The organism is Microtetraspora malaysiensis (assembly GCF_050947145.1).
GTDB classification, from domain to species: Bacteria; Actinomycetota; Actinomycetes; order Streptosporangiales; family Streptosporangiaceae; genus Microtetraspora_A; species Microtetraspora_A malaysiensis.
The window spans coordinates 5,788,579-5,805,619 of record NZ_CP191998.1 but is presented as its reverse complement, the minus strand read 5'-3'; the positions used below and the strand labels follow the sequence as shown (position 1 = coordinate 5,805,619).

15 protein-coding genes are annotated in these 17,041 nt (G+C 66.6%); 8 read left to right on the top strand and 7 right to left on the bottom strand.

The window, feature by feature from the left end:
* Positions 1–14: 14 nt before the first annotated feature.
* Positions 15–3,752 carry a hypothetical protein gene (locus ACQP1V_RS27385; RefSeq protein WP_433412963.1) on the bottom strand — a complete coding sequence of 1,246 codons (3,738 nt, stop codon included), beginning with the start codon at positions 3,750–3,752 and terminating at the stop codon, positions 15–17.
* A gap of 202 nt (positions 3,753–3,954) precedes the next feature.
* On the opposite strand from ACQP1V_RS27385, the gene ACQP1V_RS27380 reads away from it, so the two are divergent.
* Together ACQP1V_RS27380 and ACQP1V_RS27375 are read left to right on the top strand one after the other, a co-directional pair.
* A complete protein-coding gene (locus tag ACQP1V_RS27380; RefSeq protein ID WP_433412962.1) occupies positions 3,955–4,386 on the top strand; it encodes a hypothetical protein in 432 nt (143 codons plus the stop codon).
* 511 nt (positions 4,387–4,897) lie between these two features.
* Complete coding sequence (locus tag ACQP1V_RS27375; protein WP_433412961.1) at positions 4,898–5,266, top strand: hypothetical protein; 369 nt, start codon at positions 4,898–4,900, stop codon at positions 5,264–5,266.
* 179 nt (positions 5,267–5,445) lie between these two features.
* Here ACQP1V_RS27375 and ACQP1V_RS27370 read toward each other — a convergent pair whose 3' ends face one another.
* Complete coding sequence (locus ACQP1V_RS27370) at positions 5,446–6,735, bottom strand: IS256 family transposase (protein WP_433412960.1); 1,290 nt, start codon at positions 6,733–6,735, stop codon at positions 5,446–5,448.
* 323 nt (positions 6,736–7,058) lie between these two features.
* Between ACQP1V_RS27370 and ACQP1V_RS27365 the strand changes: the two genes are divergently transcribed.
* The gene (locus ACQP1V_RS27365; protein ID WP_433412959.1) at positions 7,059–7,349 is read left to right on the top strand and encodes a hypothetical protein; all 291 of its coding nucleotides are present in this window, start codon (positions 7,059–7,061) and stop codon (positions 7,347–7,349) included.
* 217 nt (positions 7,350–7,566) lie between these two features.
* On the opposite strand, the gene ACQP1V_RS27360 is transcribed toward ACQP1V_RS27365, so the two are convergent.
* Positions 7,567–8,340 (bottom strand): nuclease-related domain-containing protein, encoded by a 774-nt coding sequence (locus ACQP1V_RS27360; protein ID WP_433412958.1) that lies wholly within the window; start codon positions 8,338–8,340, stop codon positions 7,567–7,569.
* A gap of 38 nt (positions 8,341–8,378) precedes the next feature.
* On the opposite strand from ACQP1V_RS27360, the gene ACQP1V_RS27355 reads away from it, so the two are divergent.
* Positions 8,379–8,546 (top strand): hypothetical protein, encoded by a 168-nt coding sequence (locus ACQP1V_RS27355; protein WP_433412957.1) that lies wholly within the window; start codon positions 8,379–8,381, stop codon positions 8,544–8,546.
* Positions 8,547–8,944: 398 nt separating this feature from the next.
* Here the strand turns inward: ACQP1V_RS27355 and ACQP1V_RS27350 are convergent, their stop codons facing one another.
* Positions 8,945–9,457 carry an NUDIX domain-containing protein gene (locus tag ACQP1V_RS27350; RefSeq protein WP_433412956.1) on the bottom strand — a complete coding sequence of 171 codons (513 nt, stop codon included), beginning with the start codon at positions 9,455–9,457 and terminating at the stop codon, positions 8,945–8,947.
* A 1,486-nt stretch (positions 9,458–10,943) separates the two neighbouring features.
* Between ACQP1V_RS27350 and ACQP1V_RS27345 the strand changes: the two genes are divergently transcribed.
* The gene (locus tag ACQP1V_RS27345; protein WP_433412955.1) at positions 10,944–11,216 is read left to right on the top strand and encodes a hypothetical protein; all 273 of its coding nucleotides are present in this window, start codon (positions 10,944–10,946) and stop codon (positions 11,214–11,216) included.
* A 431-nt stretch (positions 11,217–11,647) separates the two neighbouring features.
* Positions 11,648–11,914, top strand: a complete 267-nt coding sequence (locus tag ACQP1V_RS27340; RefSeq protein WP_433412954.1) for a hypothetical protein — start codon at positions 11,648–11,650, stop codon at positions 11,912–11,914.
* A gap of 473 nt (positions 11,915–12,387) precedes the next feature.
* Here ACQP1V_RS27340 and ACQP1V_RS27335 read toward each other — a convergent pair whose 3' ends face one another.
* A complete protein-coding gene (locus ACQP1V_RS27335; protein ID WP_433412953.1) occupies positions 12,388–13,476 on the bottom strand; it encodes a serine hydrolase domain-containing protein in 1,089 nt (362 codons plus the stop codon).
* Between the two features lie 191 nt (positions 13,477–13,667).
* On the opposite strand from ACQP1V_RS27335, the gene ACQP1V_RS27330 reads away from it, so the two are divergent.
* Positions 13,668–14,465, top strand: coding sequence for a helix-turn-helix domain-containing protein (locus tag ACQP1V_RS27330; protein WP_433412952.1), 798 nt, complete (start codon positions 13,668–13,670; stop codon positions 14,463–14,465).
* On the opposite strand, the gene ACQP1V_RS27325 is transcribed toward ACQP1V_RS27330, so the two are convergent.
* Together ACQP1V_RS27325 and ACQP1V_RS27320 are read right to left on the bottom strand one after the other, a co-directional pair.
* A complete protein-coding gene (locus ACQP1V_RS27325; RefSeq protein ID WP_387412101.1) occupies positions 14,458–14,817 on the bottom strand; it encodes a DUF4345 domain-containing protein in 360 nt (119 codons plus the stop codon). The genes ACQP1V_RS27330 and ACQP1V_RS27325 overlap by 8 nt on opposite strands.
* Before the next feature lie 527 nt (positions 14,818–15,344).
* Complete coding sequence (locus ACQP1V_RS27320; protein ID WP_387412098.1) at positions 15,345–15,503, bottom strand: hypothetical protein; 159 nt, start codon at positions 15,501–15,503, stop codon at positions 15,345–15,347.
* A gap of 1,109 nt (positions 15,504–16,612) precedes the next feature.
* Here ACQP1V_RS27320 and ACQP1V_RS27315 point away from each other — a divergent pair.
* Complete coding sequence (locus ACQP1V_RS27315) at positions 16,613–16,855, top strand: hypothetical protein (RefSeq protein ID WP_433412951.1); 243 nt, start codon at positions 16,613–16,615, stop codon at positions 16,853–16,855.
* Positions 16,856–17,041 lie beyond the last annotated feature (186 nt).

Sequence of the window (17,041 nt, the reverse complement as noted above, 5' to 3'; positions counted from 1 at the left end):
GGCCGATCATCTCTTCATCGGGCGTTGCCATCACAGGTGGGCTGGTAGGGATAGCCGGGGAAGTAGGTGGCCCAGTTCTCAGGCGTGAGGCCGTTCCCTGCTCGCTGGCAGACGGTAGCGGCCGCGGCCGCTGGGGTGAGGTCGAATCGCTGGTAGGGGATGTGCCTGGCCGCGACGTAGAGGGCGTTGTCGTGCAGGGCCATGGCCAAGACGATGCCGCCGGGAGTGGCGATGGGGGCTCCCATGGGCTGCCGTGTTTCCGTGTCCCATAGCTGAATCGCGCCGTTGGCCATCCCGACGGCGAGCACGCGCGCATCCGGGGAGAAGGCGAGGGCCCTGACGTCCGCGGCCGAGGTCGTGGACGTGAGGGTGCCGAGGTAGCGTCGCACTTTGCCGTCCCACAGGGCGGTCTGCCCGCTCCACTTGCCGACGGCGAGGAAGCGTCCGTCGGGGCTGAAGGCCAGCGCGCTGGCCACACCGATTCTGCTTTCGCGGCGGATCGGCACTCCCGTGGCGAGATCGGCGATGTGCCCCTGCGAGCTGACCAGCAGTCGCTCGGTGGGGTCGACGGCGAGGTGGCCGCTGATGGCGGGCACGGTCGCGGAGACGCGACCCTTGGTCGGATCCCAGACGGTGGTCGTGTTGAGGGGGGAGGCGTCGTCGCCGAAAATTGTTGCGTTGATCAGCAGGCTGTTGCCCGCGAAGGCGAGGCCCTGTCCTCCCTCCTTCAGGGGAGGCGAGGTTGCGCTGACGCGTTGGCCGTCGAGATCCCACACCCATGCCCTGAACGGGGCCTGAGCGCCGTCGCCGTAGGCAAGCACCCGGCCGTCGCGCCGGAAGGCGGCGATGGTGAAGCATCCAAGCGGCCCTGGGCTGGCCGGGCAGGGCAGCGGCGGCGGGCCGGGCAGGCGCTGCCCGCTGGTGCCGTCGCGTAGCTCGACGCGGTTGCCGTACATGATGGCAAGGCGGCGGCCGTCGGGGCTGAAGGTCGCGTAGTGGGCGAATTCGTCTTGCCAGCCACTGTCGGCGACGGCGTTGAGTTGAAGCGTGCGGACCGTGGTCATCGTCGAGGAAATCGGACCGGCGAGTGCCCCGGCCAGGTAGCGGATTCGGTCGGCGGCTGGGTCGATCCTGAGGTCGAAGGCGAGCTCGCCGCCGAGCGGGTGTCGAAACAGTGGCTCGTCGGTCTTGCTCAACCGCCATACCAGGAGCTCATCCGTGCCGGCCGTGGCCAGGAAGGAGCCGTCCTGGCTGAATCCGACCTCATACACATCCGGCGCGGCGAGGGCGGTGGCCTCCTTGCCGTCGGGCAGGTGCCACAGCCGGACCCGCCCGTCTTCGGCCAGCAGCAGTCGTTGTCCGTCCGGGGCGAGGAACAGGCGTTCTTCCCGGCACTGACGGCCCGACAGCGTCGGAGCCCAGGACGCCGTGATCCTTTGGCCGTCGTCCAGGTTCCACAGCTGGATCGGCGCGCCGGGCACGCACAGCGCCATGACCTTGCCGTTCGCGCTGATCGTGGCGTCGGGAGCGTCGGTTTCAATGCCCTCCCGCCCTCGCATGCGTGCCACTGGGCGGACCTCTGTCCCGTGGTGCGGCCCGGACTTCTTTCGGGGGGTGCTCACCTGCAGGATCTTCTGCCGGGTGGCGAGGTCCCACACGCGGACGCGGTAGCGGGAGCCGTCCGCGTGGTAGACGATGACCTGTTCCCCGCTGCGGGTGACCTTGATGCCCAGGTTGGTGGTGTCCAACGGCGAGGGGTCGTGGTGGCCGGTGGTCATGTCCCACAGCGTCACCTTCGAGTTGATGGCGCGGAGATCCAGGAGGGGTAACCAGCGGGCGTCGCCCATGCCCGCGGCGGCGTCGGGTAACCGCCCAGCGGGGCCGGGAGCGGCGGAGATCGTTCGGCGGGTGTCCAGGTCCCAGCGGGTGATGTGGGAGGCGCCGACGCTGATGAGTGAGCGGCCGTCGGTGCTGAGCCAGCGCATGGTGGCTGGGGCGGGGTCTGGGTCGGTGAAGGTGTCCTGCTGGGGTTGCCGGCTTGCGGTCAGCAGGGCGGCGCGGGTCTCGGGGAGGTCGGCCAGGTGCCAGGCGGCCAGGCTGAGCTGCATCGCCAGGCGCGGGTCGGATTGGCGCAGGCTCTCGGCGGTGCCGCTGATCCTGCGGGCGTGCGCCTCGCGCTGCTGCCGGCTGCTGACGGTGTTCTGTTGCCAGGCCAGTGACGCTGCCACCAGCGCGAGGGTGACCACGACCGACAGGACCAAGGTGCGCAGTCGGCTCCTGCGGCGTGCGCTGTGGTGGGCGGCTGTGCTGGCTTGGAGGAAGGTCCGCTCTGTGGGGGTGAGCGTGTCGAGGCGTTCGGTGAGGTGCTCGCGGGCGGTGGCGAGTTGGAGTCCGCGGTAGAGGGTGCCGGGGTCGCGGGCGTGGTCCTGCCAGGTGGTGGCCGCCTCGGTGAGGCGGCGGTGGACGCGCAGGCGTTCCCGGTCTTCCTCCACCCAGGCGCGCAGGCGCGGCCAGGCGGTCAGCAGCGCCTCGTGGGCCAGGTCGGCGGTGTCGTCGTCCAGGGTGATCAGCCGGGCGGAGGCCAACCGCTCCAGCAGGACCGGACCAGGGTCCTCAGGGTCGACAGTGAGCAACTCGGCACGCCGCACCGGGCGGCGCGTGTCCTGAGCGCCTACCTCGCCCGGAGTGACCAGGCGCAGCAACAGCTCGCGCAACCGCTGCCGCTCGGTGGGCGTGAGGCCGGCGTAGAGGTCTTCGGCGGTGTTGGCGACGGCGCCGTGGATGCCCCCCGTGGCTTCGTAGTCCGCCAGCGTGAGCGCCTTGCCGTGGTGGCGCCGCCAGGTCTCCAGCAGCGCGTGCGACATCAGCGGCAGCCCGCCGGGCTCGCCCGCCACCTCCTCGATGATGGTGGCGGTCAGTTCGCGCTGGACGATCAGCCCGGCGGCCGCGGCCGGTTTGGTGATCGCCTCACGCAGTTCGGATCGGCTCATCGGGCCGACCGGAACCGTGGAGCCCCGGACGGCTTCCATCAGTGCGGGATGGCGCGCGCAGTGGTCGAAGAAGTCCGCGCGTACGGCCAGCACCACCCGACTGCCCTGATCGCCCTCGCCTGCGGCGACCAGGGCGTCGATGAACGCCCGCCGTTCGTCCGGGTCCTGGCACAGCGTGAACGTCTCCTCGAACTGATCGACCACGATCACCTCGTCCACGGCAGCCTCAGGCAGCACCGCCCGCGGGTGGGCACCCGGTGTCACCACCCGCACCGCGCGCGGCCGCAGCGACGGCACCAGCCCCGCACGCAACAGGGAGGACTTGCCGCAGCCCGACGGGCCCACCACCACGACCAGACGATGCGCGTCCGCCAGCTCGGCCACCCGGTCGACCACCACGGTCCGGCCGAAGAAGTACGCCTGATCGGCTGTTTCGAACCTGGCCAGCCCCCGATACGGCGCCCAGGCCGCGTCGCCGCCCGAGGCGGTCGCCTCACGGACGGCGGTGAGGGTTTCCTCCCAGCGGGTCCGCCACTGCTGGGTGTCCCCGTCGCACGCTTGCACGTAGGCCAGCGTGACCGGCAGGGTCGGCAATCTGTCTCCTGCGGCGGCCTGCGCCAGCGTGGCGGCCGAGCACGGCACCCGCGCCGCCATCGCGCGATAGGACGGGCCACCCGCCTGCCGGCGTAGCTTGCGCAGCTCCACGGCGAAGGCGGCTATCGGGCCGTCCGCCGGGTCGACCGGCCGTTCACGACGCCCCACACGATCCCCCATATCCCCGATATGCGGCAAAACCAGCACAACGTACCCAGCCCTGTGGGGGTGATCAAGTTTTGTTCAGGGGGCGAATCGGGGTTCCAGACAATCCACCAGCCACCAAGACTGGCCCCTGCCTGCCGTTACCTGTTCGGCGGGCCGGCCTTTCACGACCTGGGCTTGCTCAGGCAACGAACGAGGAGATCACATGCTGAGAAGGTTCATTCCGGCTGCCGTCGCTGCCATCTCTCTGGCAGGGCTGGCGTTCACGTCACCTGCGAGCGCGGCAAGCCTTCCCGATCGCATGTACGGCTGCGCGCGAGGCGACATCTGCATGTACTCGACAGCGGTCCCCTCCGAGGCAACGAAGATCGGGATTGGGCGGGGCGAGGACTGGGAGTCCAGCATGTCCAGCCCGTCGTACCGGCCCGTCCGCTCAGTGTTCAACTACGGATTCCCGGAGTATGAGGATCATGTCGCCCTCGGTACGCACACCATAGGCGACCAGTTCACGGGGACGGTTTGCATTCACCGAGCAGAAGACGGCAACCCCGCGGCCGGCATAAGGGCTTGGTCCTACGCGCAAGAAGTCTTCAAGATCGACTGGATCAACGCCTCGAAGTACCCCTGCAACGAGTAGTCGCCATCCACCTTTGTCCCGGTCTGACGAACCTGTGGAAGATCGTCCTCTCTGGTGGCGAGGGCCCTTCCTTGGAAGAGGTAGAGCGGGCCGTGGCCAGGCTGCTCACCGTCTCGCGCGGCCTGGTCCGTCGGCCCGGGATCGCCTGGAACGACTGTCCCGCCTGAGAGACCATCTTCGCGCTGGCCGGGACTCTGGTCGTACTTTGTGGGGCCCGCCTACGCCGACCCTGAGGGCTGCTGCTCCGGGATCGTCTTCAGCGGTTACGGGGACAAGCGCCGTGGCAGAGGCCAGCTGCGCGCGCGCCATCTTGCTGACCTCGACCTTGCGTGCGCTGCGAGCCGAATACCAGCCCAAGGTGGAGGGCCCTACGCGGCCAGCCTCCGGACCCACGCCCGGCCGCTGCGCGAGGCACTCGACCGGGCGAAAGAGATCAACCACTCCACACCCTGACTTCCGCGGCACAAAGTCGCGGATCGCCCTTTAGCGAGGGCTCACGAAGGAGAGATCCATGCGCAAGATCCATCTCGCAACTGTAGCCGTGGGCTTGGCGGTCGCCGCCTCTACCCTCTTGCCGACGGCGGCCAGCGCGGCTCCCGCCGCCAGTTGCGTGGTTCCCTGGAATTCCGGCGGGTGCACCACCAATACTGTGACGGCCTACAACGGCTTCATCAGTACGCAGATCCTGGTAGACGGCCTTGGCAACAACACCACCGGCCAGCTGTACGACGCGGTGAGCGGGGTCAAAGTCGGGCCCCAATACACCTGCACTAACGCTGGTCAAACCTGCGGAAACGTCACCCGGGGACTGTCCAGCCGCTACTACTTCAAGATCTGGTGCAGTGGCCTCTGCTCTTCCAGAGCGTCGGTTTACAACTAGCAGCCAGCGCCCATGAGCGAGCTTCGGAGGTCTTCGGAGCTCGCTCCACCGCGAGTTAGGTGAGCAACAGTTCTTGAACACCATGACGGCCACACTGGAGGCCGACGCCGACACGCTGCGTGCCATGGAGGCACGGGCCACAGGTTGAGCAATCGTCAAGACCTGTGGATCACGAGTTTCTAAGCAGCTGCCGGTGAGGGCTGATCGTCGGGACGTTCGACGAGCCTGCCGTTGATGAAGGTCGCCCCGGCACGTACCAGGGCGACGAGGTGGGGAGCGTTGACCGCGCGCCAGCGGGCCTGGGCCGACTCGATCAGCTTGAACGCCATGGCCAGCCCAGCCGCCCGGGACCCAGGGCCTTTGGTGACCTTGGTGCGGTGCCGGACCGTGGCGAACGTCGACTCAATCGGGTTGGTCGTGCGCAGATGCACCCAGTGCTCTGCGGGGAAGTCGTAGAACGCCAGCAACTCGTCCAGGTCGTCGACGACCTTGGCCACGGCCTTGCCGTACTTGGCGCCGTAGGCGGCCTGGAACTCCTTCACCGCCGCGTGGGCGTGGTCCTTGTCCTCGGCGTTCCAGATCTCCGCCAAGGCCTTCTTCGCCCCTGGCTGAGCGGATTTCGGTAGAGCCGCGAGCACGTTGGCGATCTTGTGGAACCAGCAGCGCTGAGCCCTGGCCTGCGGGAACACCTCACCCAGCGCAGCCCAGAACCCGAGCGCGCCGTCCCCGACTGCTAGGACCGGGGCGCGCATTCCCCGACGCTTGCAGTCACGCAGTAGATCGGCCCAGGATTCGGTCGACTCGCGGTAGCCGTCCGATAGCGCGATCAGCTCTTTTCGGCCGTCGGCGCGCACGCCGATCATCACGAGCAGGCACAGCCGCTGCTCTTCCAGACGGACGTTGACGTGGATGCCGTCGGCCCACAGGTAGACGTAGTCCACTTCGGATAGGTCGCGGGCGGCGAAGGCGCGCTGCTCGGCCTTCCACTGCTCGGTCAACCGGGTGATCACCGGTGCCGATAGCCCGGCGGACGAGCCGAGGAACTGCCCCAGCGCCGGGACGAAGTCCCCGCTGGACAGGCCGTGCAGGTAGAGCAGCGGCAGCACCTCGGTGACCTTCGGTGTCTTGCGTGCCCAGGGCGGCAGGATCGCGGAGGAGAATCGCTTGCGTTCGCCGGTGACCTCATCGGTGCGTTTGTCGTTGACGCGTGGCGCTTGGACCTCGATCGCGCCGGCTGCGGTGAGCACTTCCCGCGGCTGGTGGTAGCCGTTGCGCACGACCAGACGGTGCCCGGCCTCGTCGCGCTGGTCGGCGAAGGCGGCGATGTAGGCGTCGACCTCGGCTTTGAGTGCTTCGGCGAGCATCCGGCGGGCGCCTTCGCGGACGATCTCGTCGATCAGCGAGGAGGAGACGGGGCCATCAGCCGGACGGCGGTCGCCGCCGGCGGGGTCAGGGACTACGGTGAGCATCGGGTGTGCCTTCCCAGCCGACGTTGGCGCGTCGGCCATGCGTGAGAGACCTCAAACGATCACCGGGAAGGTACACCCCTTCCCGGCCGATCCACAGATCTCAAGCATTGCTCCACAGGTTCGCCGCTGACGTCTCCCGCGAACTGGGGTGCCGTTAAGAAACATGCGAGGAGCCGCCAAACCTGCTCTGAGCTGGGATTTCCTTCTTGCGGAGCGCCGTCAAGCTCCCGTGATGTGGTCACCCGGTACACGTGATCTACCCGTCCGTAATGTTGGGCGGTCGCGCGCGGATGTCAGGGGGTACGGAGCGTCCGCTGCTCAGCATGGACGAACTGGACGACCACTGGACGGTGCTCAGCGATGAGGCCGGTCTGGTCAACGCCAAACAGGAAAGCACGCGCCTGGCCTTCGCGCTGCTGCTGAAGTTCTATACGAAGCACGGACGCTTCCCGGCCGACGGAGCCGAGGCCGTGCACCAGGCGCTGTGGCGGCGCCCCGACGTGGCGGTGCTGGACCTGCACATGCCGTACGTCGACGTCGATGTAGTTGAGGATGTGCAGCGACTTGAAGATCCGGCCGTAGGCGGCGATCGTCAAGGTCGCGGAGCGGGCTGAGCGGCTGCAGGCCGAGCTCGACCGGATGCGGGCCGCCGAGGAGATCCTGGCGCGTGGCCGCCGGAAGGAGTGACCGCGAACGACGCCACTCACCTGTGACGGGTGGGCGGCGTTTCGTTGTGTCCGGGGGCGCGCGAGCAGACGTCCAGCCGAGGGCATTGCAATGTGAAGGTTGAGGATAGGTGGGGCGGTGCGGCGCCTGGGCGTCGCAAAGTGGCTATCCGGCCGCTTGGGTGTAGCGCGGGAACGCTCGGTCGAGAAGCGCGGCCAGCTCGACCGCCGCGCCGTGATCGAGCACCTCGGGCGCGTTGCGGATCCACCGCCGGATCTGACGCGCTCGAAGGAGCGTTGCGCCGCCCGCGGTGAGTGGGCCGCCCCAGCTCGGCAGCTTGGCGCCGTGAACGGCTACGAGCGCGTGAACATGGATCGGTCGGCTGATGTGTGTCAGCGCAGCGGTTACGGCGCTGTGCTCGTACTGCAGGGCCCGCACGGTGGATGTGGCCGGGCGGCCTCCGATCCAGAGCGCTCCGGCTCGGCCGGAGATGCGCGTACGGCGATGCCATGCCTTGCTGTCGATGACCCAGACGCCGGAGCGGCCGATCACGAGGTGGTCGATGTTGGCTCGGCTCCCGGGGATGGCGCGGTCGTGCATGACGATGTAGCCCTCGGCCGCCAGGGGTGCGAGGATCCGCCCGGTGCGGCGTTCGCCGCCAGCGCCTTTGCGCCAGGCTGACAAGCTGCCCCGCTGGTAGGTGTGGGCCCAGTCGCCAGCGGCGACGGCCGGCGCGGCGACTAGGCCTGCGCGCCAGTCGAGCAGGATGCCGAGCGGGAGCGCTGGAACGGCCGCCTTGACTGCGCGCCAGATGAGCCGGGCGCGGCGGTTCTGTGCGAGTTCCTCGCGGTACTGCAGGAGGGCTGAGGCGCCCGCGACGTCGTCGGCGCCGATGTGGGCGCGTGCCTGGCGGGTGAGGTGCTCGTGCGGGGTGGCCATGGGGCGACTCCGAGAGTGTGGGAGGACCATCACCGTACGTGCACGCTGACGGCGTCATCCAACTACAGTCCGGTGACCCTGGCTACGATGAGCACAACGCACACGCCGTCTCGCCCGAGGAGATGCGCGGTGACCGGGCGCAGGACGCCGCGCTCATCGCGCGCTGGGACGCCATGGCAGATCCCCTCGCCCGGCTCAGCGCCTGAGTCCCTGCTACCGACACCCCGCCGCCACGTCCCAGCATCGCCCACGTCGTGCTCGGCGCATTCTCCCAACGCGACAGCCGACCGCTCCGCCCAATACACAGGCGTTGAGCGAGCGGCCAGAGCCGCTTGAGAGCCACCGGGAGTTAACCGGCAGATGCCGTCGCAGCGCCATCTGCCGCCAGCAGGTCAGGCACGGGTTCGCGGCCAGGCCCCGCCCCGAGAAATGTTGGCGTGCGGTCGCTGCCCTGTCCGTCAGTCATCGACAAACACCGCGGCAATCGGCCTGGGGAGGACGGTCCATTGCGACCATGAGCTCGAACAGGTGAGACGCAGAGGAACAGGTGCGACTCAAACCCAATAACGGGGCTGTCCAGCATCAGGAGCAGCTGGACGTTGGCCTACAGACCGAGCTGCACCGGTCTGGCTGGAGCCCCGTCGGCGATCAGCGCTGTCAGTGGTGTCGCCAGGTCGCGCGGTGAGAACAACTCAGAACCACGGTAGTTGGCGATGTCCTGTGGCTTCCACCAGCGGAAGCCGTCGATGTTCTCAGCAGCGAGCTTGTCGTCGGACATTGCACCGCGGGGCTGAAATGACGGGGTGCGGACAAGGAAATAGTCATTGACCACGCCGTCGTAACCTGACGCGAGCCCGGGGGCAACAACCTGCTGGTGCCACACATGGGGCGGGTCGGAATCGACCGCCAGCCCTACCTCTTCATGTAGCTCGCGTCGCAGCGCGGCAAGCGGCGTCTCGTCGCGCTCGATGCCTCCACCGGGAGCCGCCCACACGACCACCGTGCCGGTCGGCTTTGGAATGGCGTGGCGGCACAACAGGATGCGGTCGCCCTCGTCGAGGACGATCTTGATGGGGGAGTGGTTCTCTGACCTGCGGCCCGGCGCGGTTTCGATCATCTTATGCCGCTTCGCGGTGGGTCGTGGCTGGCGGGATGATCAGGCTTCCACCTCAGCCAGCTACGGACTCGGGCTCCTGCTTGCGGCGACCATCCCGGAGCCGAGGCCCCCGCCGGAGGCGTTACAACCGTCCGCCTCGCGGTCAGCTCAGCTTTGGGCGAATTGGTAGACCTTGATTGGTAGATCAGGCACACTTGTCCTCCCCTATGTGGAGGGTCAAATGGTATTTGGGGCAGCAGAATTGCTGATTTTGTCGGTGCTCTGGGTCGTTCCAGCAGTGGTGTTGTTCTTCCTCATCTACTGGGCGGTTCGGCTGGCGATCAGGCATGAGACACGGAGGGATGACAAGTCCGTGTGAGGTCGCCGATCCGGAACTGATGAACTGACTGCGGAGCACAAGGCTCGACGGATTGGGGACGCGCGATCGTGACCAAGATCCTCCCGGGCGCCCCCGGGTACGACAAGATCCTCTTCGCGCAGCGCAGCACAGCCCCTGGCGGTACAGGTGGGTACATGAATCTCGCTGAGCGTATGGGCACCCAAAAGGTGTCGTTCGCCAGGCTAAACTGGTAACACAATGGGATTTTCGGCTGCCTCAAGGATGCTCATCTGCAGCGTACTACTCGCGGCCATGGGTGGGTGCGCCGACTCTGCAACCGGAGTCGGCACACCCGCAACCCCGTCGGGGGTCGATTATTCGGGCGGGACGGAGAAGCAAAGGTCGACGGTTTCGCGGTTCATCCGGGGCCTACGCGATCGACAGATTGATGGCATCACGCTTGGGGATCCGTCACGCCGCCCGCTTACTCCAGACCAAAGCAAGGCCGCAGCCTGGCTCATCAACCGCTTCGGGTCGGACGTCCACCGGCCTCTGCGTGTGGAGTTCCGGTCAGGCGACGTCATTGAGCGGTCATTCGCCTGCCTGTTCATGAGGAATGGCAGCGAGCGTCTGCTGTTGACGCTCTATCGACCAGATATCGGGGGTCCTCCAGAGTACATAGATGAGGACGATCCACCTTACTGGGAGATCTCGATTATCGAGTTCGCCGGCCTTGGCTGGGGATCCAAGCCGACCGGAACCGTTGCTCGGCACGGCTTCTGCGGAGACGGCCAATACGGGCCGTTCCCCGGTGTCGTCTACTGACTCGATGACTCAGCTTGATCTTTAACCTTTGCCCTCGGTGGCTGGTTGAGCTGGCCGGGGTTTTGGCGTTTTCCGGACAGCAGAGCGGCCCTGGCGTGACCATGTGCGTTGGTAAGCATTCGTCTCCTGCGCGATAAGTGACCCTGACGAGCTGTAGTCGGGTGATCTCGCCGGGAAGGGTGGTGCCGCGACATGACAGCGGCCCGAGCTGCTGGCGGCCGACCGGCCCCAGGCCGCATGCCCGGCCGCGAGGCGGCGCGGAGCGCCGCCGCCTTGATACCTGAAAGCACAATTCGGCAACATCCGATGTACAGGTCCGGATGGTGGTCGCATCATTGCGGTATGACGAACCTAAATGAGCGCGAGGTTCTCGAGTTTGGTTCCAAGCTTCTTTGGCTACTGGGTCGACTGGAAGATATATTCAGCAAGGGGCTATTTGCAGGCATCGCCCTTATGTTTGGCGCGGCGTTCTTGGTACAACTTGCAGCATGGGCGGCCGGATTGGACAGCAAGACGTTTCCTGATGGCATTTTTAAGTATCCCGGAAACTTGCCTTACCTAGGGTATGTCGGCGTAGGGCTGGTTGGACGAACAAGCGAAGAAATAGGCCGCTGAGAAAGCAGCAGCGGCGGCTGTGAAAGCAAAGGCAAAGCATGACGCAGACAATCCAGAATTCGCGGCGCGTTTCACAAATTGGTGTCCTAATTCTGATCTGGCTGACTGCTGGTCTGCCTTGGTAGCATGGCTGGAGTATTCGCCGTGGCCGAATCTATGGAATTTGGCCCACCTGCGACTAGAGGGAATCCCGAAAATCCGCAAAGCATTGCCACTGGGGCAAGGTTAAAAGCGCAGATTGGCGGAGAGGTTGCTGTATTCATGTTCCGGTCTGACGGCATAAGAATTTCAAGATGAACATGGACGACATATCGTTCAATTAGGGGGTCTGGATGAAAGTTCGATGCATCAAGATCATAAGTTCCACCACGGGTGAGGAGCTAGACTCCAGTCCCTGGTTGACTATTGGTAAAGAGTATACAGTTCTGTCGTTGCGGGCATCTCCGGATGGTCCGGTCAGGTTTCAGCTCGTAGGAGATTCTGATGATCGACCAGGTTTGTTCGATTCTGTGATGTTCGTTACTACTTCGAAAAGAATTCCTCCAAACTGGGTGGTGACGGTTGATGGTTCGGGGATAGTGGAACTGGCGCCTAGCCGATGGCTTTCGATCGGCTTTTGGGACGGATATTTTGACGATCTGCCGGTAGAGGTGGAAATATTTGAAGAGGAGAGGCGTATTATTGAGGAGAGTTCGTGATTGAGCCTTTATTCGCTTCTTTGGCCTGGATGCACCGCGTGATTTCTTGTGATCGATTCTCGATCCGTCTTCTCCGCGAGGGCCGTTGCGCCAGGTGAAGTGCTGTATCCCGGGCATGCGGGGGCGGCTGCGCGCGGATCGCAGCCTGCGCTGCGGTATTACGTGCTGAACGGCACCGACCACCGCAGTCATGATGAGCAGAACGCGGCGACCGGTACCTATGTGCGCTGGCGTAACGCCCGAGCCGAGCCCAAGACGAACTTCGCCGTCAGTTCGCCGATGAGAAGCTGGACCAGTTACCCGGCCAAGGTTGCCGCCACCTCTCCCCGAGGCACAACCCCTCGCGCAGCTCGTGCACCGCACCGCTCGGGATGAGCAGCTCGCCGGACTCGGCATCCTTACAAGCCGGCTGGTCGGGTCGCTGTCTGGATGCCTCGGGGCTGAGCTGAAGCGGCCCGCCTCGGCACCCGGGCTCAGCGGTCGCACATCGCGGCGATGAAGGCGTCGATCAGGTGCTGCCGCTTCCCAGGGGTGTCGGCGACGCCGGTGACGTAGACGGTGCCCGCATGCCCGGCCCGATCCCGCCCGCTGAGCACCGAAGCTCCCGGCATGTCGCCGCCGTGAAAATAGGCGTAGCCACAGCTCGACTTCATCTGGGTCACGCCGTAGCCGTAGCGGGCGCCTGCGGGCCAGCCGGCCTGCTCGACCGGCACCGTCCTGGCCATCATCGTGCCCAGCGGGGCCTTGCTCCAGAACCGGTTGAGGTCTTCGGGGGTGGAGATGAGGCCGCCGCTGGGTCCGAACTCATACGTGGGCAGCTGGTCGGTCAGATCCACCTCGCCATCCTGTGGATGGCCCGGGTGTACCCCGTAGGTGTGGGCGTGCGGGCCGCGGATGCCGTAGTCGCCCTTGGCCGGCCAGTACGTGTCCCGCATCCCGTACGGCTTGAGGATCAGGTCCCGGCTCGCCTCGCGGAAGTCCTTGCCGGTCACCGCGGTCGTGATCATTCCGGCGACCAGGTAGTTGGTGTTGGCGTAGGCGAACGATCCACGGGGCGTGGGCTTGAGCGTCAGCGCTACCTGCAGGTAGTCCGGAAACGGCTCCTTCCATGGGATCGCGTTGACGTACTCGGGCAGGCCGCTGGTCTGCTGTAGCAGCATCCGGACGGTGATCTTCCGCCCGTCGATCGCGGCGCCGTCGCCGGTGCCGCGCAGGACCCCGGGCAGGTAACGCTCCACCGTGGCGTCAAGGTCGATCTTCTTCTGGTCGACCAGCCGCAGCACGGTGGCGGCCATGATCGGCTTGCTCATGCTGGCGATCCGGAACCGGCCCTTGGGACCGATCATCGGCTGCTCGGTGTCCCGCTCCGCGGTGCCGGAACGCCGGGTCACGGTCGCACCGCCCGGACTTCGCACCTGACTCAACGCGCCCGCCATGCCGTCCTCGGTGGTGAGGAGGTCAAGGCGGGACTGCGGCGAGGGCGTTCCGGCGGCGGCCAAGGCGGGGGCGACAGGAGCAACGATCAGGGCCCCGGCGACCGCAGCGGCGAGTAATTTCGTCATGCCTTTAATGTGGCAGGAAGATCGCTCACGATCAGTCATGCGTGCATGTCTCTCGAAGTGGGGTATTCCCTACCATCGAGGTGGCGGAGGCCCCCTATGTGTCCAGCAGGGCGGAGCTGAGCGGGCAGCGGAGCGCACCGTATCCTCCTTTAAACGTTCTTGGATTTCCGCTCAGCCTGCAGGAGACATTGATGCCGGAGCTTCCACGAACCCGTCGCGCCGCGGGAGCCGTGGTGTGGCTGTTGCCGGGCCGCGCCCTGTACTCCGGGCCGTCCCTGCGGTTGGGACCGCACTCCGGCGCGGTCGCGTGCCTGGCCGTGGGCGTGGACGCGCCCTTCACCGTTCGCCTGGTGCCCGGTGGCGAACGGCGTGCGCGCACCGCGCTCGTCGCTCCTCGGGTACGTCACCAGCTCACGGCGTCCGGCGACCACATAGTGTTCCTCTACCTCGACCCTCGCTCGGCGGACGACCGGGCGTGCCGCACCAGCTTCACCAGCGGCGAGGAGAAGATCCTGGCCGAGCACCGGCACGAGGACGACCTCCTCGCCGGGGCGGCGGAGCTGTCCTCGCACGCTCCCGCCCTGCAGGTCACCGCCTGGATCACCAAGGCCATCGGCCACGCCACGACGTCGTACGCCGACCCGCGGATCACGGCCGCGACCCGACGGCTCATCGACGCTGGCCAGCCGCTGCCCGCCGCGCGGCTGGCCGCCGAGCTGGGGTTGTCGGAGTCACGCTTCCTACGGCTGTTCAGGGACGGCACGGGTACGTCGTACCGCCGCTACCGGCTGTGGTCGCAGATGCACCGGGCCGCGCGGGCGCTGGCGGCGGGACACAACCTCACCCGAGCGGCGGCCGACGGCTATTTCGCCAGCCCGTCCCACCTGAGCACCGCGTTCCAGGCCATGTTCGGCCTCAGGCCCAGCGCCCTGCTCTCCCAGGACCTGGCGATCCACTGCCTGGACCCGTCACCTGACGCCGTCATGTGACATTGGCCAGCAATGTGCTTCCGGCGGCGACCTCCACCCAGAAGTAGCACCAGACGGGATAGAACGCCGCCGGCCGCTCGACCGCCCGTCCCACCAACCGCCCAATGGCCATGCCCAGCAGGGACACGGCGACGGTGACGACCACACCTGTGCGCATCCCGCCCGCGTCGGCAAGCGACATCAGCAACAGTCCGCCGACAGCCACTCCGAAACCGCCGTACACCGCCCGGACCTCACTGCGCGCCTCGGACGAGTCGGCGATCATCCGGAACGGCCTGATCAGCGTTGCGGGCGCGACCAACCCGAACAGACCCATCCCGAGAAAGAAGACCGCCACCACGACGATCACCACAGCCTGCATGAAGACGCCCCCGAATCCCACGACAGTGAACGAGGCAGCCCAGCATGCCTTCGACGCTCCGCGCACGCTTTCACGAACCTGCCGCTCGATGTAAGACCAGCCAGCTCGTCGAACCGAGCGTGGCCGTCACGAACCGTCCGGCGTCCGGCAACGACGCCCTGATGCGCGTGCCCGTCGACAAGGGCACTGCGCACTGAACCGTAGCCATCGCAGATCCGGAACACCGCGATCGCGGCCACACCCACGGATGATGTCCCCTCGGGCGGCGTGACTCCAGCCTGGTGAAGCAAGCCCCGGACATGGGTCGTGACCGGGAAATGACGGCGGTCTGGCCGCTGGGCCGAGGGCACATCCAGGGCACATGACACCGTGCTCGGGTGCGAAATACCGAGAACCATCGAGACGACCAACGCCAGGTCATCGCGGTGGTTCGGGCGTCTTCCCAAGTCATGATCATGGGCTAATCGGACGACCACAAGTGATCCCGCCGCGGGCGAGGCCCTGGCCGCGCACGGGCATCACACCAGGTTTGCGCTTATAAATTTGATCAGTTCGGTGAGGATCCAGCATGCGAAGCCGGCGGCTACCAGTTGCATGCGGAGGCGGTCATTGAAGATAGCCAGGACCAGGCAGATGAAGCCCGCCAGGAGCAGGAGCAGCAAGACTAGGGTGAGCATGGACGGATCATGATCTGCGAATCAGCCGGAGGCAAGCGCCAGCGAATGCGAGGCCCAACCCGGGACGTCCGTCCGGGCTCGGCATGACTTAGCCCCGCGTCGAGCACAGCGCGGGCCTGGAACAGCGGGGTGCTGTGCAGCGATCCTGGGGACCATCCGGGGACCACACGTCATGCGCGTAGCCGAACAACCTTCACGTCGCTAAACGTCGTGCATGGCTGCCTGAAGGCCGTTGAGCTGAGAAAACGCCTACCCCTGCGTCCTGGGGGTCAAGGGTTCGTGCGCCGTCATCTCCCGTGCCATCAGTGCGCCGCGGCCGCGTACTCGCTACACCGTCGGCCGGCGACGCGACCGCCATGGCCTGGCTCGTCAGGATCCTCCCCGACCGGGTCCTCGACCGAATGATCCGAGCGCAGATGGGTCTGCGCTGAGTCTTCCTGCCGCTGGTCTCACGATGACGTGGGGCGCCATCTGGTCGTTTCAACCGTTGGCGTCTGCGGCTCTATCGGTAGTCGGGTCCGATGGACGGCGGCGCCGTGTTCACCCCGACGAGTGGCACGGGTGCTCAAGGCCCTCGCCGGACGCCTCCTTCGCGAATGTGGAGTCGGGCTCGTCCTTCATCGAGCGAATCACCGTGAACACGGGAACCCTGTCAGAACTTTGGGTCGGATTGGGCCGAACCGCAGGGGCTGCCCGCGGGTCCTACCTACTGTTCCCGCATCCGTTGGAGGTAGGAGTGCTGAAATACCGATGGGGCCTGGGGCTCTTGTCGGCCGCGGCCGCGGGGGCGTGCGTGCTGGGCGCGCTGTATTGGTCGCCTCGGTGGATAATGTCGGTCGCGCTGTGGTACGGCGCGGCAGCCTTCATTTGGCTGGGGTTGCGGACCGCGTTGGGCAAGGTCAGGCCCACACAGGGACAGGTCCCCCCGCCGTCGGCTCCAGCCGGAACCTCGCCGCCGGTAGGACCAAGGCGCCCGGGACAACCATGGCCCCCTGGGACGGCCGCGGGCCCGCCTCCTTCTCCTCCTCCTGCCGCCGGCGGCATACCGTACGGATTCGAAGGGCGCGCGCCGCTATCTCGGTCGGAGCAGGACGCTCTCCGGGAGAGTATTGGATTCCGCGAAAGGGATCGTGGGCGGCATACGCCGCGTCGTGATCGTGCTCAGCCTCGTCGTCCTGATACCGCTCATCTTGCTGATGGTCGTGATGGCGGTCGCCCTGTTCCTCAAGGGCGATGTCCTCGGTGGGGTCGTGTCTTCCGCGGTCGTCGTCTTCATGGTGTGGTACTGCGCGCGCCCGCTACTGGGAACCTGGGAGTGGGACACCCTGTTCGGTGAGCATGACGACGGATGAAGCCGGCCGGTGGCCCAGCGGCCGCGGCGCTGGCGAGGCCGCAGCGGGCACGGCCTCGCGAGAGGGGTCGTGGCCGCGATCCTGCTGCTCGCCTCTAGGGCAATGAGCAGCCTGGGCGCCACGGCCACCGCCGACAGCGCCCAGGCCTGGGTCCGGAGACCGGACGGATTCATGCTTCCGACCTGC

Coding starts and splice junctions, on each gene's coding strand:
- ACQP1V_RS27380 (WP_433412962.1), top strand. CDS start 3,955: ATGCTGAGAAGGTTCATTCCGGCTGCCGTCGCTGCCATCTCTCTGGCA.
- ACQP1V_RS27375 (WP_433412961.1), top strand. CDS start 4,898: ATGCGCAAGATCCATCTCGCAACTGTAGCCGTGGGCTTGGCGGTCGCC.
- ACQP1V_RS27370 (WP_433412960.1), bottom strand. CDS start 6,735: ATGCTCACCGTAGTCCCTGACCCCGCCGGCGGCGACCGCCGTCCGGCT.
- ACQP1V_RS27365 (WP_433412959.1), top strand. CDS start 7,059: ATGGACGAACTGGACGACCACTGGACGGTGCTCAGCGATGAGGCCGGT.
- ACQP1V_RS27360 (WP_433412958.1), bottom strand. CDS start 8,340: ATGGCCACCCCGCACGAGCACCTCACCCGCCAGGCACGCGCCCACATC.
- ACQP1V_RS27350 (WP_433412956.1), bottom strand. CDS start 9,457: ATGATCGAAACCGCGCCGGGCCGCAGGTCAGAGAACCACTCCCCCATC.
- ACQP1V_RS27345 (WP_433412955.1), top strand. CDS start 10,944: ATGACGAACCTAAATGAGCGCGAGGTTCTCGAGTTTGGTTCCAAGCTT.
- ACQP1V_RS27335 (WP_433412953.1), bottom strand. CDS start 13,476: ATGACGAAATTACTCGCCGCTGCGGTCGCCGGGGCCCTGATCGTTGCT.
- ACQP1V_RS27330 (WP_433412952.1), top strand. CDS start 13,668: ATGCCGGAGCTTCCACGAACCCGTCGCGCCGCGGGAGCCGTGGTGTGG.
- ACQP1V_RS27320 (WP_387412098.1), bottom strand. CDS start 15,503: ATGCTCACCCTAGTCTTGCTGCTCCTGCTCCTGGCGGGCTTCATCTGC.